Genomic DNA, 13562 nt, shown 5'->3' with positions numbered 1-13562 from the left:
CGCCCGACGCCGTCGCGCGGGCGGGCAGCTATTTCATGACCGCAGTGCGAAAGGCCTGGTCCATATCGGCGATCAGGTCTTCTTCGTGCTCCAGGCCGATCGAAATGCGGATCAGGCCTTCGGACACGCCGGCCGCGTCGCGCTCGGCGGCCGGCACGCCCGAATGCGTGGTGGACGCGGGATGGCACACCAGCGACTCGGTGCCGCCCAGGCTGACCGCCGACTTGAACAGGCGCAGCGCATTGATGAAGCGAAACGCCTTGGGCCGCCCGCCGTCCAGCACGAACGCAAAGGTCGACCCCGGGCCGGTGCACTGGCGCTTGTAGACGGCCTGGTAGGCGTCGTCCGCGATCATTTCCGGATGGAAGATCTGCACTTTCTCGTGCGGATTGCCCGCCAGCCACTGCGCCACCTTGGTCGCGCTGCGCGCGGCCTGCTTCATGCGCAGCACCACGGTTTCCATCGAGCGCGTGATCATCCAGCACGAATGCGGGTCCAGTTGCGACCCGAAGGCGCTGCGGATGGCGCGCACTTTCTTGATCAGCTCTTTCGTGCCAGTGACCGCGCCGGCCACCAGGTCGCTGTGGCCGCCGACGTATTTGGTCAGCGAATACACGCACAGGTCCACGCCCTGCTCGGCCGGCTTCTGGAAGATGGGTCCCAGCAGCGTGTTGTCGCACACCGAGATCGGGCGGTAGCCGTGGCGCGACGCAAACGCGTCCAGCTCGGCCGTCATGGCCTGGAAGTCGATCAGCGCGTTGGTCGGGTTGGCCGGCGTTTCCACATAGAACAGGCGCACCGGGCCCTTGGCCGCGGCGGCTTCCAGGGCGTCGCGCATGCTTTGCGCCGACAGGCCGTCATGGATCGGATGCGAGCCGATGCCCCATTCCGGAAAGATCTTGGCGATCAGCGTTTCGGTGCCGCCGTACAGCGGCACGGACTGCACCAGCTGATCGCCCGGCCGCAGGAATGCCAGGAACACCGCGCTGATCGCCGACATGCCGCTGGACGTGACCGCGGCGTCTTCCGAGCCGTCCAGCAAGGACAGGCGGTCTTCGACGATTTCCAGGTTGGGATGGTTGAAGCGGCTGTACACCAGCCCGGCCGATTCGCCCTGCGGCAAGGGCTTGCGGCCCGACACCAGGTCGAAGAACTCGGCGCCGTCTTCGGCCGACCGGAACGCGAAGGTCGACGTGAGGAACACCGGCGGCTTGACCGCCCCTTCGGACAGGAAGGGGTCGAAGCCATACGACATCATCTGCGTTTCCGCGTGCAGCGGACGGCCGAAGATGTCTTTCTTGTGATAACTGGAATAACTCATGGTGTGCCTCTCTTTGGGGGAATTGCGGCCTACCTGCGGGCAACGTGCTCGTTCGGACACGATAGCGCCGCCCGCCGGGCGATGCAGCGAGTATGGGCCGCCCCGGCCACAATTTTCTTTCCATTTCTGCTGTCGAGATCGGATAATGAGAAATATTGTTTCCCATAACTCACCAACCATGAAAGACACTGCCTTGTTACATCAACTTGACGCGATCGATTGGAAAATCATGAAAATCCTTCAAGAAGATGGTCGCCTGTCCAACGCCGAACTGGCCGAGCGCGTGTCGCTGTCCGCCTCGCCCTGCTGGAAGCGGCTCAAGCGCCTGGAAACCTCGGGCGTCATCCGCGGCTACCAGGCCATCCTGGACCGCCGCGCGCTGGGCATGGGGGTGGTGGCCTTCGTCAGCATCTCGCTGGACAACCACACCGAGAAAACCTGCCACGCCTTCGAGGCCTCGGTGGCCGCCATGCCCGAAGTGCTGGCCTGCCACAACACCACCGGCCAGCACGACTACCTGCTGCACATCGTGGCGCGCGACTTCGACGCCTATTCCGAATTCGTGCGCAACCGCCTGCGCACGCTGCCCGGCGTGAAGGAACTGCTCAGCACGCTGTCGATGCACGAAGTGAAGTCGTCGACCAAGCTGCATCTGTAGCGCTTGCCGCGGCGTGCCCCCTTGCGCCAGAAAACCACAGCCGCCAGAGGTGTCATGAAGCTGTAGCGACCGAAAAATAGAGTGTCGATTCCGATTGAATCCCAAAGAGGACTTCCTGTTATGAAATCGACGCTCCGCATTGCGGCGGCTGGCGCCTGCCTGTCCGTCTTCGCCCTCTGCCCCGCCCTCTCGGCGGCGGCCACCGCCCCCTCGGTCCAGCTGTACGGCCTGATCGACACCGGCCTGCAATACGTCAACAACGGTCCGGGCGGCAACAGCAAGACCGGCCTGGCCACGGGCAATCTCAGCGGTTCGCGCTGGGGCCTGCGCGGCACCGAAGACCTGGGCGATGGCCTGTCCACCGTGTTCGTGCTGGAAAACGGCTTTGATTCCGACAACGGCACCACCATGCAGGGCGGACGCCTGTTCGGCCGCCAGGCCTACGTGGGCCTGGCCAGCAAGGACTGGGGCCGCCTGACGCTGGGCCGCCACAACACGCTGATGATCGAATGGATGAGCAAGTACAACCCGTTCGACAACGCCAACTTCTCGATCAAGCGCCCTGACGCGGCATTCTCCGACCGCACCGACAACGCCGTCATGTACGTCGGCAAGTTCGGCCCCGTGTCGGTCGGCGGCTACTACAGCTTCGGCTGGAACAACGAACAATCGTTCGACGACAAGACGCTGGGCCGCATGATCGGCGGCGGCGTGCGCTATCAGTCCGGCGGCCTGGACGCCGGACTGCTGTACCACTCCAAGAACGCCGACAAGCCGGCCAAGGGCGCCAACAGCGACAACCGCGAAGACCGCATCGTGGCCGGCGTGTCGTACGACTTCGACGGCTTCAAGCTGTACGGCGGCTACCGCTGGCTGGAACAGAAGCTGACGCAGCGCAACTACAAGAACAACCTGACCTGGCTGGGTTTCACCTACCTGCCGGTGCAGAACAACCGACTGTCGTTCACCGTGTATCACCTGGACGATGCCGTCTGCGACGACATGAACAACGCCGTCTGCCCCGCCGCGCAAGCCGCGGGCACCGGCCAGAAGTCGACCATGTTCGTGCTGGGCAACGAATATGACCTGTCCAAGCGCACCACGGTGTATGCGGTGGCGGCCTACGCGGTCAACGACGACAAGTCGTCGCAGAGCGTCATCGGCGGCAAGTACGGCGCCAACGTCGAGCCGGGCAAGAACCAGTTCGGCCTGAACCTCGGCCTGCGGCACCGGTTTTGAGCGCGCTTGATCCCACCGCGGGCGGCACGGCGATTGCCGTGCGCGGCCTGCGGCACGCCTTCAACGGCCACACCGTGCTGGACGGCGTCGACCTGGACGTGCCCGCGGGCACCGTCCTGGCGCTGCTCGGCCCGTCGGGCTGCGGCAAGAGCACCCTGCTCAAGGCCCTGGCGGGCTTGCTGCGGCCGCAGTCCGGCCGCATCGACTTCGGCGGCGCCACCGTCTGCGACGCGCGGCGCCACGAGCCGCCGGAACGCCGCGGCCTGGGCATGGTGTTCCAGGACTACGCCCTGTGGCCGCACCTGAGCGTGGCGCAGAACGTCGCCTTTCCGCTGGAAATGCGCGGGGTGCCGCGGCGCGAGCGGCCCGCCCGAGTGCAGCAAGCCCTGGCCCTGGTCGGCCTGGACCAGCACGCCACGCGCCGCCCGTCGGACCTGTCCGGCGGCCAGCAGCAGCGCGTGGCGCTGGCCCGCGCCATCGTGGCGCGGCCGCGCGTGCTGCTGTTCGACGAACCGCTGTCCAACCTGGACCGGGCCCTGCGCGAATCGCTTTGCGTCGAGATCGGCGCACTGCTGCGCCGGCTCGGCACCACCGCCGTCTATGTCACCCATGACCACGAGGAAGCCCATGCCCTGGCGCACACGATCGCCCGCATGGCGCACGGCCGCATCGCCGACCTTGTCATGTCCAAACCCCGGGACTCTGCCTAAAATGCCCCACGCACCCCTTTCAAAACTCCTCGCTACGTTCTTTATGACGCTTTCGTTCGGATTGGCCTCGGGCCAGGCCAAGGCGCTTACCGTTTACACCGCGGGCCCCGGCGGCCTGATCAAGCAATTGGCCGCGGGCTTCCAGGAAAAGACCGGCATCAAGGTCGACGTGTTCCAGGCCACCACCGGCAAGGTGATGGCCCGCCTGGAAGCCGAGGCCGCCAATCCGCGCGCCGACGTACTGATCTCGGCCTCGTGGGACACCGCGCAAGACCTGGACCAGCGCGGCTGGCTGCTCGCCTATGACAGCCCCAATGCGGCCCAGGTGCCGGCGCGCTTCAAGACCCCGACCTACGTCGCGCAGGGCATTTCCGCACTGGGCATCGTCTGGAATTCGCGCAGCGGCACGCCCGAACCGCGCGACTGGTCCGACCTGACCGGCCCGCAGTTCAAGCAGGCCGTCACCACGCCCGACCCGGCGCTGTCCGGCGCCTCGCTGGACCTGCTGCTGGGCCTGCAAAGCGCCCAGGGCGAAGCCGCCTGGAAGCTCTTTGAAACGCTGCGCGACAACGGCATGACGATCTCGGGCCCCAACGCCCAGGCGCTGACGCCGGTGCTGCAAGGCGCCAAGGCGGCGGTGTTCGGCGCGGTCGACTACGTGTCGTACGCCAGCGTCGAAAAGGGCGAATCCATCAAGGTCATCTTCCCGTCCAGCGGCACCGCCATCGCGCCGCGTCCGATGATGATCCTGAAGACCACCAAGGCGCCCGACGACGCCCGCAAGTTCATCGACTACGTGCTGTCCGAAGACGGCCAGCGCGCCGTCGCCGACGCCTGGCTGATGCCTGCGCGCCAGGACGTGGCCGGCAAGCGGCCCCTGTTCAAGGACCTGGCGCTGCTGCCCGAGACCGCGCCCGGCGCCCACCGCGCCGAGGTGCTGGCCCGGTTCGCCCGCCTGTTCGGCCAACACTGACCGACCGGGATGCCGGCCCGCCCGGCATCCCCACCCCCACCATGAAAAGCGTCTTCATCCTGGCGGCCATCACCCTGGCCGCCCTGGGCGTGCTCGTCGCCCTGCCGATGGCCTTCGTCGCATTGCAGGCCATCTTTCCGCACCTGGCCGACGGGTCGCTGCGCAACCCCTTCGGCGCCTGGGCGGCCACCCTGGCCACGCCGGCCGCACTGACCTTGATCGGCGGCACCCTCAAGCTGGGCCTGGGCGTGGCGGCCGTCAGCGCCGTGATCGGCATTCCGCTGGGCGCCCTGCGTGGTCTGTTCCAGGTGCCGCTGGCGCGGCTGTGGGACCTGCTGTTCCTGGTGCCCTTTTTGCTGCCGCCCTACATCGCCGCGCTGTCCTGGACCATGGCGCTGCAACCGCGCGGCTACCTGGAACAGCTGGCCGGCTTCCACCTGGGCCCGCTGCTGTTTTCCCCGGCGGGCGTGACGCTGGCGATGGGGCTGGCGATCTTTCCGGTGGTGTATTTCGCCGTGTCGCGCAGCATGGCCGCCACCGGCGCGAGGCTGGCGGACGTGGCGCGCGTGTTCGGCGCCGGGCCCTGGCGCGCCTTCGTGCGCGTCACCCTGCCGCTGGCGCTGCCGGCCATCGCGGCCAGCCTGCTGCTCGCCTTCACCCTGGCCATCGAGGAATACGGCGTGCCCGCCGCGCTGGGCTCGCAGGCCGGCGTCAGCGTCATGACCACCGCCATCGAGCGGCGACTGGCGGACTGGCCCATCGACCTGCCCGGCGCCGCGCTGCTGTCCATGGTGCTGGTAGCGTTGGCGTTGACCGCCTACGCAGTGCAGCGCGCGCTGGTGGCCGGACGCGGCTTCGAAACCACCACCGGCAAGCCCGCCCCGCTGGCGCGCGGCCCACTCGGCCCCTGGCGCTGGCCGGTGCTGGCCCTGTTTGTCGCCGTCGCGCTGGTGGCGGTCGCGGCGCCGCTGGCCTCGATGCTGGCGGCCGCCTTGACGCGCCACGTCTCGGCGGGCCTGTCGCCGGCCAACCTGACCCTGGCCCATTTCGCGGCCTTGTTCCAGAGCGGCGGCGAAGCCTGGCAGGCGTTGTCCACCAGCCTCTTCCTGGCCAGCGGCACGGCGCTGGCGGCCGGCGCCGTGGGCCTGCTCGCGGCCTGGTGCGTAGCGGGCCGGCACGTGCCGGGCGCCGCCGTCATCGACGCGCTGGCGCTGCTGCCCGCCGCCCTGCCCGGCGTGGTGGTGGGCGTGGGGCTGATCCTGGCCTGGAACCAGCCGTTCTGGCCCGCGTCGCCCTACGGCACCTGGGGCATCCTGCTGCTGTCGTACACCTGCCTGCTGCTGCCCTACCCCGTGCGCTACGTCAGCGCGGCGCTGTCGCAGATCGGCGCCAACCTCGAAGCGGCCGCGCGGGTGCACGGCGCCAGCGCGGCGGCGGCGCTGCGCCGCATCGTGCTGCCGCTGGTGCTGCCGGGCCTGGCCGCGTCGATGCTGATGGTGTTTGCCGTGGCCTCGCGCGAATTGGTCACCTCGCTACTGCTGGCGCCGGCCGGCGTGCAGACGGTGTCGATCTTCGTCTGGCGCCAGTTCGAGCAAGGGTCCGTGGGCGAAGGCATGGCCATGGCCGCGGTGGCCGTGACCGTCAGCCTGACGCTGATGCTGGCGGCCACGCTGATCCGGCGCCGGCAATAAGGCTGGCCTGAAGCGCCGCGGGGCCTTGCCTTGCAAAGGCACGGCCCCGCGCGCAGGCCCCGCACAACGCCGGGGCCGTTTGCTGAATTACATCTGCCCCTGCACTACCCGGTTGCGGCCCTGGCGCTTGGCCTGGTACAGCCCGCGGTCGGCCACCTGGATCAGGTCGGTGCAAGGCTGGTCGGCCACCGGTACGGCCGTGGCAGTGCCCACGCTGACGGTCAGCCACGGTCCGCCGCCCGCATCCTTCTGCGGAATCTGCATCGCTTCCACCGCGCGGCGCAGCTTTTCGGCGGCCAGGCGGGCGCTGCCCGCCGGCGTGCCCGGCAGCACCAGCGCGAATTCCTCGCCGCCAAAACGCGCCGCCAGGTCGGTGGACCGGTCGCAGCTGGCAAAAATGGTGTTGGCCACGCGTTTGAGGGCCTCGTCGCCGGCGATGTGGCCGTAGGTGTCGTTGTAGGACTTGAAGTGGTCCACGTCGATCATCAGCATGCTGATCTCGCGCCCGTCACGGCGCGCACGCAGCCATTCGGCGTTGAGGTATTCATCGAAATAACGGCGGTTGCCCAGGCCCGTCAGGCCGTCCGAATTGGTCAGGCGGCGCAGTTCCATATTGCTTTCCAGCAGCTGCTGCTGGCTCTGGCGCAGGGCCTGGTAGGCCTCGTCACGTTGCACCATCGCCAGGTACGAGCGCGAGTGGTAGCGGATGCGGGCCACCAGTTCGATCGAATCGGGCAGCTTGACCAGGTAGTCGTTGGCGCCGGCCGCGAACGCCGCGCTCTTGATGGCCGGGTCTTCCTTGGTGGACAGCACGATGATGGGAATGTCGCGCGTCACCGGATGGCTGCGGTATTCCTGCACCAGGCTCAGGCCGTCCACGCCCGGCAGCACCAGGTCCTGCAGAATCACGGTGGGCCGCGTCTGGATGGCGACGGTCAGGGCCTTGTAGGGGTCCGAACAATAGTGGAAGTCAATGTTGCCCTCCGTGGCCAGGGACCTGCGGATGGCCTCGCCGACCATCACCTGGTCGTCGACCAGCAATACCATGGCCGCATGCGAATTCAGGTCCGCCGACGCCGGGCTGTCAATGGGAGGGTGCATAGTGTCTGTCCTTGATGTCTCGCTGTATCCGCCGGCTCAAGCAAACGCCTGGATCAAACGGGGGGCAATCTTGTCCAACGGGCGGATTTCAACGGCGGCCTGCAGCGCGGCCGCCGCTTTCGGCATGCCATAGACTGCGCTGGTGGCCTGGTCCTGGGCAATGGTCAGGCAGCCGCGCTCGCGCAGCGCCTTCAGGCCGCGCGCCCCGTCCTGGCCCATGCCCGTCAGCAGCACGCCGACCGCCAGGCCGCGCCAGTGCTGCGCCACGCTATGAAAGAATACGTCAATTGAGGGACGGTACAGGCTTTCTTTGGGATTCTCGGTGTAACGCAGCGTACCATCCGCCACCAGATGCAGATGGTCGTCGGTGCCGGCAAGCAATACCTGGCCCGGCGCCGGGCGCTCGCCTTCGCGCACCAGCCGCACCGGCAGATCGACCTGATCGTTGAGCCAGTCGGCCATGCCAGCGGCGAACGAGGCGTCCACGTGCTGTACCAGCACGATGCCGGCGGGAAACGTCACGGGCAGGTCGCGCAGCAGTTGCGCCAGCGTGGCCGGGCCGCCGGCCGACGCGCCGATCACCAGCAGCCCCTGCGACGGGCCCGGCTGGGTCGCGCTGCGGGCCACCGGCGTCAGCGCCGTGCGGTTATTGCCGTAGCGGCCGATCAGCCAGCCGATATTGCGGATCTTGCGCAGCAAGGGCGTGGCCGCCGTGCGCAGGTCGGCGCTGCCCACCACCGGCGTGTCCACCGCGTCCAGCGCGCCGTAGCCCATGGCATCGAACACGCGCGCAGTGTGGCGGGCCACGTCGACCGTCACCACCACGATGGCGCAGGGAGTTTCGGCCATGATGCGGCGCGTGGCCTCGACGCCGTCCATGACGGGCATGATCAGGTCCATCAGCACCACGTCGGGGCGGTCCTGGGCACAGCGTTCCAGGGCCTCCTGGCCGTTGGCCGCCACCCAGGCGACTTCCAGCCCGGGTTCCAGGGCGATGACACGCCGCAGGGTTTCGACGGCCATCTGCAGATCGTTGACGATGCCGATTCTCACGTTCGCGCCTTTCCGATCAGGTCTTCGACGGCGTCCAGCAGGGCGTCGTCGTGGAAGCTGCCCTTGGCGAGGTAATAGTCGGCACCGGCATCCAGGCCGCGCCGCCTGTCCTCTTCGCGATCTTTGTAGGACACTACCATCACCGGCAGGCTTTGCAACTTGGGGTCAGCCTTGATGCGCGTGACCAGCTCGATGCCGTCCATGCGCGGCATGTCGACGTCGGTCACCACCAGGTCGAAGGGCTCGTTGCGCAGCATGTTCCAGCCGTCCATGCCGTCCACCGCCACCGCCACGTCAAAGCCGCGGTTCAGCAGCAGCTTGCGTTCCAGTTCGCGCACGGTCAGCGAATCGTCCACCACCAGCACGCGCTTGCGGCGCCGCGCCTGCGCCACCGGGCCACCGCCGTCCACGCGGGTCAAGCGCCCGCCTTCGACCAGCTTCTGCACCGACAGCAGCATGTCCTCGACGTCCAGGATCAACAACGGCGTGCCGTCGTCCATCAGCGAACCGGCCATCACGTCCTGCACCTTGCCCAGGCGCGGGTCCAGCGGCTGCACGACCAGGGTGCGCTCGCCCACGTAGCGATCCACGGCGATGCCGTAGCGCTTGTCGTGGTCGCCCACCACCACGACCTGCAGCGTCTCGGCCGCCGGGGCGGGGTCGCCCGACCGCAGGATCTGGCGCGCCGACACCAGGCCGATCTGGCGGTCCATGAAGCGGAAATGCTGGTGCCCTTCAAGCTGCTCGATGTCCTCGGCGCGCACCTGCAACGCGTGGCTGACGTAGGCCAGCGGAAACGCGTAGATTTCGCCCTGCACCTCGACCAGCAGGCTGCGCACCACCGACAGCGACAGCGGCATTTCCAGCACGAAGCGCGTGCCCTGCCCCGTCTGCTGGTGGATGCGCACGGCGCCGCGCAACTGCCGCACCATGGTCTGCACCACATCCAGCCCGACGCCGCGGCCCGATATCTCGGTCACCTCGCCGCGCGTGCTGAAGCCGGACAGGAACAGGAATTCCAGCAGTTCGGCCTCGCTCAGGCGCGCCGCGGTGTCGGCGTTGGTCAGCTTGCGCTGCACCACTTCGACCCGCAGGCGGTCCAGCGAAATGCCGCCGCCGTCGTCGCTCAGTTCGATCAGCAGCATACCGGCGGCGTGGCGCGCCGACAGCCGGATCAGGCCCTCGGGCGGCTTGCCGGCTTCCAGGCGATCCATCGGCATCTCGATGCCGTGGTCCACCGCGTTGCGCAACAGGTGCATCAGCGGCGCATCGAGCTTGTCCAGGATGTCGCGATCGACCTGGGTGGCGTCGCCATCGATTTCCAGCCGCACCTGCTTGCCGAGCGAGCGGCCCAGGTCGCGCACCATGCGCGCCATGCCCCCCACGCCGTCGCCGAAGGGCCGCATGCGGCAGGCCAGCGCCGTGTCGTACAGGCGCTGCGCCAGGTGGCCCATGCGCCAGCCGAATTCATCGACCTCGCTGGCGCGCTGCGTCAGTTCCTGCTGGCAGGCTTCGACGATGCGCTGGGCATCGTCCAGCGCGGCCTGGCTGCGGGCATCCAGGTGCGCCTCGGCCAGCGACGCGCGCAGGCTGTCCAGCGCCTGGCCCGCGCCCGATTGCAGGCGCCGCAGCCGCAGCATGGACGCGCTGAACGGCGCGATCCAGTGCGATTCGACCAGGGTTTCGCTGGACAGGCCCAGCAGCTTGTTGAGCGTGTCGGCCGTGACCCGCAGCACCCGCTCGCCCTCGCCCAGCGCCTGGTCCGACACGCGGCGCGCGGGCGGGGGCGGCGGCGGCGGGTCGCCAGGCCGCTGGATCGGCGGCAGGAAGTCGGATGGCCTGGGCGCACGTTCGACCACCGCCGCGGCCGGCGGCGCATTCGGCGCGTTGGACAGGCGGGCCACCAACTCGTCGATCTCGCTGCCCAGTTCGGCGCCCGGCGTGGCTACGCGCTGCAGCAGGTCCGCACCCAGCAGCAGCGCGTCGATATCGGCGGCCTGCAAGCGCAGCCGCCCTTCCTGCGCCGCCACCAGGCAGTCTTCCATTGCGTGCGCAATGCGCACGGCCGGATGCAGGTCGACAATGCGCGCGGCCCCCTTGAGCGAGTGCGCGGCGCGCATGCAGGCTTCGAGCTGGGGCGCCGACGTCGGGTCGTGCTCCAGCGCCAGCAGGCCGTTGTTCAGCACCTGCACCTGATTGCGGGTTTCCAGCTGGAACAGTTCCAGCAACGAGGCGTCGCGCATCTGGTCCGGGTTCACGCCAGGCTCCGTTCCATGGCTTGCATCAACAGGGTCTCGTCCAATACGCCCACGCTATGGGCACCGCAGCGCACCACGCCGCGGGAATATTTCAGGCTGGCGCCTTCGACCGTGGCGGGCAGCGCGCCCAGCGCGTCCAGGTCCACGGAATGGATACCTTCGACCTCGTCGACCGGCAGCACCACCGCGCGGCCGGCGCCGCCGAAGATCAGCATGCGCGCCGCCGACGGCCGGTCGCGGCCGTTGTCGGACGCCGTGGCGTCCAGCCCCAGCAGCCGCGCCAGCGACACGCACACCGTCAAGGTGCCGCGCACGTTGGTCACCCCCAGCACCGCCGGGTCGCGCCGGTGCGGCAGCGTCAGGATGGCCCGCGTGCTGGCCACTTCGTCCAGCGCCTTGGTGGACAGCCCCAGCCATTCGTTGCGCAGGCGGAACACCAGCAGCGACGACAGGCGCGCCTGCGCCGCCAGGGCGGCAGTGGTGTCCTCGACCTGCGCCGCGGCCTGCGGCGGCAGGCGGTCCAGGATGCGCTTGGCCGCCGCGGCATACACCGGGCAGTTGCGGCAATGCACGTGTTCGGGCAGCCGTTCGCAGCTTTTATCGCCGCGGATGCCGATGCGGTTCCAGCAATCGTCCACTTCGGACAGCCTGGCCAATGCGTCAGTCACGGCGGGCCTCCTGGCGCGCGGCGCGCGCCTGCAAGCGGCGGGCGCCTTCCTGGTCGCCTTCGGACGCGATCAACGCGGCCAGGTGCAGCAGCGCCTCGCGGTGGGTCGGGTCCAGGTACAGCGCCTTGCGGTAGGCGGCCTGGGCCTGTCGGGCGTCGCCTTCGGCGTCCTGCAACAGGCCCAGCAGGTACAGCGCCTGGGCGCTGGCGCCGTGGCGGTCCAGGTGAGCGCGGCACCGCGTCATCGCCTCGGCGACACGGCCCTGGTCGGCCAGCATCGCGACACTGCGCAGCGAGGCCTCGGTGTCGTGGGCGGCAGGCGCAGGATAGGACGGGGAATGGGCGGCGCTATGGCCCGCCAGGGCGGACGCCGTGGCGACGGCCGGGCGGGGCGCCACGGCCCGGATCGGCGCGCGGCCTTGCGCCCCCAAGGCGGGCCGAGGAGCGGGCGGCGGCGCCGTCCAGGCCATCGAAGCGGGCGCGGCGCCGTCAACCGGGGCCGCCGGTTCGGCCCGGAACGCAAACGCCCGCGCCATCGGCACCGCCGGCAGGCGCCGCGCCGTCAGCAGGCTGGTCTCGGCCGGCCCCACGAACAGAATGCCGTCGCGCCGGGCAAAGCGGCGCAGCACCGCCACGGCCCGTTCCTGGGTGGCGGCGTCGAAATAGATCAGCAGATTGCGGCAGAATACGAAGTCGTAGGGCGCCGTGTGCGGCAACAGTTGGTCGTCGAACAGGTTGCCCGCCAGAAAGCGCACGCGGGCCGTGACGTGCGCGGCCAATTGATGGCCCTCGGCCGTTTCGGTGAAATAGCGGTCGCGGTACGACAGGTCGTCGCCACGGAAGGAATTGCGGCCGTAGCAGGCGCGGCGGGCGAATTCGACCATGCGTTCGCTGATGTCCACCGCGTCCACCTGGAAGCGCGCGGCCGGCACGCCGGCATCCAGCAAGGCCATGGCGATGGAGTAAGGTTCTTCGCCGCTGGAACAAGGCACGCTCAACACCCGCAAGACCTGCTCGCTGGAAGCGGTGGCTGCGGCGGCCGGTGCCGCGGCGGCCGATGCCCTTGCCGACAGCCCCGTGCCAAACAAGCGCTCGCGCGCCAGCGCCGCCATCGCGGCCTGCGATTCCGGGTAACGGAAGAACCACGTTTCCGGCACGATCACGGCCTCGATCAGCTGCTGCATCTCGGCCGGCGAGGTCTGTACCCGCATCAGGTAGTCCTGCTCCTCGTCCGCGCCCACGGCCTGCATGCGCAGGCGCACCGCGCGTTCGATCGCGGCCTTGCCGATCGAGCCGCTGTCCAGCCCCATCTTGCGCTTGAGCACCGTGCTGAATTCATCCACCCGCATCATGGCAGGGCTCCTGCCCGCGCCGCGTTGGCGGGAAACAGCAATGCGCGCACCGGCTCGGGCAACAGATCCGCCACCCTCACGGCCTGCACCATGCCGCGCGCATCGCTCAGTACGGGGCCCAGGTAGCGCGCGGCCGGCATGTCCAGCCCCACGGGCTGGAACGCGGCGGGATCATAGTGCACGGTTTCGGTCGCCTGCTCCAGGATCAGCCCCAACAAGCGCGCGTCGCCCTGGCCGGCGGGCCGGTAGCGCACCAGCGCCAGCCGGGTGCTGGTCACCATCACCGCATCACCGGCGCCCGCCAAGGCGCTCAGGTCAATGGCCGGCACCGCCGTGCCGCGGCAGTCGAACACGCCGGCCACCCAGGGCGGCGTGCCGGGGACCTGCTTGAATGCGCGCATGCCCAGCACTTCGACCACGTCGGCCGCGTCCAGCGCGTAGCGGTCCGCGCCGATGCGAAACAGCAGGTACAAACGGCGCCGGGCGGCGGCGTTGCCGGCCGCCGCGGGCGGGATCGGGGCAAGGTCGGGCATGGCCGC

At 69.1% G+C, this 13562-nt stretch carries 12 protein-coding genes; 5 read left to right on the top strand and 7 right to left on the bottom strand.

What is annotated here, in order from left to right; all coding sequences use genetic code 11:
• Positions 1 to 28: 28 nt before the first annotated feature.
• Positions 29 to 1321: a cystathionine gamma-synthase family protein gene (locus AC6LJ2_RS02520; RefSeq protein WP_263914481.1), complete on the bottom strand. Its 1293-nt coding sequence runs from the start codon at positions 1319 to 1321 to the stop codon at positions 29 to 31.
• Positions 1322 to 1499: 178 nt separating this feature from the next.
• Here AC6LJ2_RS02520 and AC6LJ2_RS02515 point away from each other — a divergent pair, with 178 nt between their 5' ends.
• From AC6LJ2_RS02515 to AC6LJ2_RS02495, 5 genes are all read left to right on the top strand, one after another.
• Positions 1500 to 1979: an Lrp/AsnC family transcriptional regulator gene (locus AC6LJ2_RS02515; protein ID WP_263914480.1), complete on the top strand. Its 480-nt coding sequence runs from the start codon at positions 1500 to 1502 to the stop codon at positions 1977 to 1979.
• A 120-nt stretch (positions 1980 to 2099) separates the two neighbouring features.
• Positions 2100 to 3218, top strand: coding sequence for a porin (locus AC6LJ2_RS02510; RefSeq protein WP_498150685.1), 1119 nt, complete (start codon positions 2100 to 2102; stop codon positions 3216 to 3218).
• Complete coding sequence (locus AC6LJ2_RS02505; protein WP_498150684.1) at positions 3215 to 3928, top strand: ABC transporter ATP-binding protein; 714 nt, start codon at positions 3215 to 3217, stop codon at positions 3926 to 3928. The genes AC6LJ2_RS02510 and AC6LJ2_RS02505 overlap by 4 nt, the downstream gene beginning before the upstream one ends.
• 43 nt (positions 3929 to 3971) lie before the next feature.
• On the top strand, positions 3972 to 4901 hold the full coding sequence (locus tag AC6LJ2_RS02500; RefSeq protein ID WP_498150683.1) for an ABC transporter substrate-binding protein: 930 nt from the start codon (positions 3972 to 3974) through the stop codon (positions 4899 to 4901).
• Between the two features lie 41 nt (positions 4902 to 4942).
• Complete coding sequence (locus AC6LJ2_RS02495; RefSeq protein ID WP_498150682.1) at positions 4943 to 6592, top strand: ABC transporter permease; 1650 nt, start codon at positions 4943 to 4945, stop codon at positions 6590 to 6592.
• 87 nt (positions 6593 to 6679) lie between these two features.
• Here the strand turns inward: AC6LJ2_RS02495 and AC6LJ2_RS02490 are convergent, their stop codons facing one another.
• Genes AC6LJ2_RS02490 through AC6LJ2_RS02465 form a run of 6 tightly spaced genes read right to left on the bottom strand, consistent with a single transcriptional unit; the run spans position 6680 to position 13556 of the window.
• Complete coding sequence (locus AC6LJ2_RS02490; RefSeq protein ID WP_263914473.1) at positions 6680 to 7693, bottom strand: response regulator; 1014 nt, start codon at positions 7691 to 7693, stop codon at positions 6680 to 6682.
• A 36-nt stretch (positions 7694 to 7729) separates the two neighbouring features.
• Positions 7730 to 8746, bottom strand: coding sequence for a chemotaxis-specific protein-glutamate methyltransferase CheB (locus AC6LJ2_RS02485; RefSeq protein WP_263914472.1), 1017 nt, complete (start codon positions 8744 to 8746; stop codon positions 7730 to 7732).
• Complete coding sequence (locus tag AC6LJ2_RS02480) at positions 8743 to 11004, bottom strand: response regulator (protein WP_263914470.1); 2262 nt, start codon at positions 11002 to 11004, stop codon at positions 8743 to 8745. The genes AC6LJ2_RS02485 and AC6LJ2_RS02480 overlap by 4 nt, the downstream gene beginning before the upstream one ends.
• Positions 11001 to 11672, bottom strand: coding sequence for a chemotaxis protein CheW (locus tag AC6LJ2_RS02475; protein ID WP_498150681.1), 672 nt, complete (start codon positions 11670 to 11672; stop codon positions 11001 to 11003). Before AC6LJ2_RS02475 ends, AC6LJ2_RS02480 begins: the two co-directional genes overlap by 4 nt.
• Complete coding sequence (locus AC6LJ2_RS02470; protein ID WP_498150680.1) at positions 11665 to 13023, bottom strand: CheR family methyltransferase; 1359 nt, start codon at positions 13021 to 13023, stop codon at positions 11665 to 11667. Before AC6LJ2_RS02470 ends, AC6LJ2_RS02475 begins: the two co-directional genes overlap by 8 nt.
• Positions 13020 to 13556: a chemotaxis protein CheW gene (locus AC6LJ2_RS02465; RefSeq protein WP_498150679.1), complete on the bottom strand. Its 537-nt coding sequence runs from the start codon at positions 13554 to 13556 to the stop codon at positions 13020 to 13022. Before AC6LJ2_RS02465 ends, AC6LJ2_RS02470 begins: the two co-directional genes overlap by 4 nt.
• Positions 13557 to 13562 lie beyond the last annotated feature (6 nt).

Source organism: Achromobacter sp. 1014246743, assembly GCF_059760725.1.
This window is presented reverse-complemented; position numbering and strand designations above follow the sequence as displayed.

What these genes read in the sequence shown, in the direction of transcription:
- AC6LJ2_RS02520 (WP_263914481.1), bottom strand. Translation starts at nt 1,321, where the DNA reads ATGAGTTATTCCAGTTATCACAAGAAAGACATCTTCGGCCGTCCGCTG.
- AC6LJ2_RS02515 (WP_263914480.1), top strand. Translation starts at nt 1,500, where the DNA reads ATGAAAGACACTGCCTTGTTACATCAACTTGACGCGATCGATTGGAAA.
- AC6LJ2_RS02510 (WP_498150685.1), top strand. Translation starts at nt 2,100, where the DNA reads ATGAAATCGACGCTCCGCATTGCGGCGGCTGGCGCCTGCCTGTCCGTC.
- AC6LJ2_RS02500 (WP_498150683.1), top strand. Translation starts at nt 3,972, where the DNA reads ATGACGCTTTCGTTCGGATTGGCCTCGGGCCAGGCCAAGGCGCTTACC.
- AC6LJ2_RS02495 (WP_498150682.1), top strand. Translation starts at nt 4,943, where the DNA reads ATGAAAAGCGTCTTCATCCTGGCGGCCATCACCCTGGCCGCCCTGGGC.
- AC6LJ2_RS02490 (WP_263914473.1), bottom strand. Translation starts at nt 7,693, where the DNA reads ATGCACCCTCCCATTGACAGCCCGGCGTCGGCGGACCTGAATTCGCAT.
- AC6LJ2_RS02470 (WP_498150680.1), bottom strand. Translation starts at nt 13,023, where the DNA reads ATGATGCGGGTGGATGAATTCAGCACGGTGCTCAAGCGCAAGATGGGG.
- AC6LJ2_RS02465 (WP_498150679.1), bottom strand. Translation starts at nt 13,556, where the DNA reads ATGCCCGACCTTGCCCCGATCCCGCCCGCGGCGGCCGGCAACGCCGCC.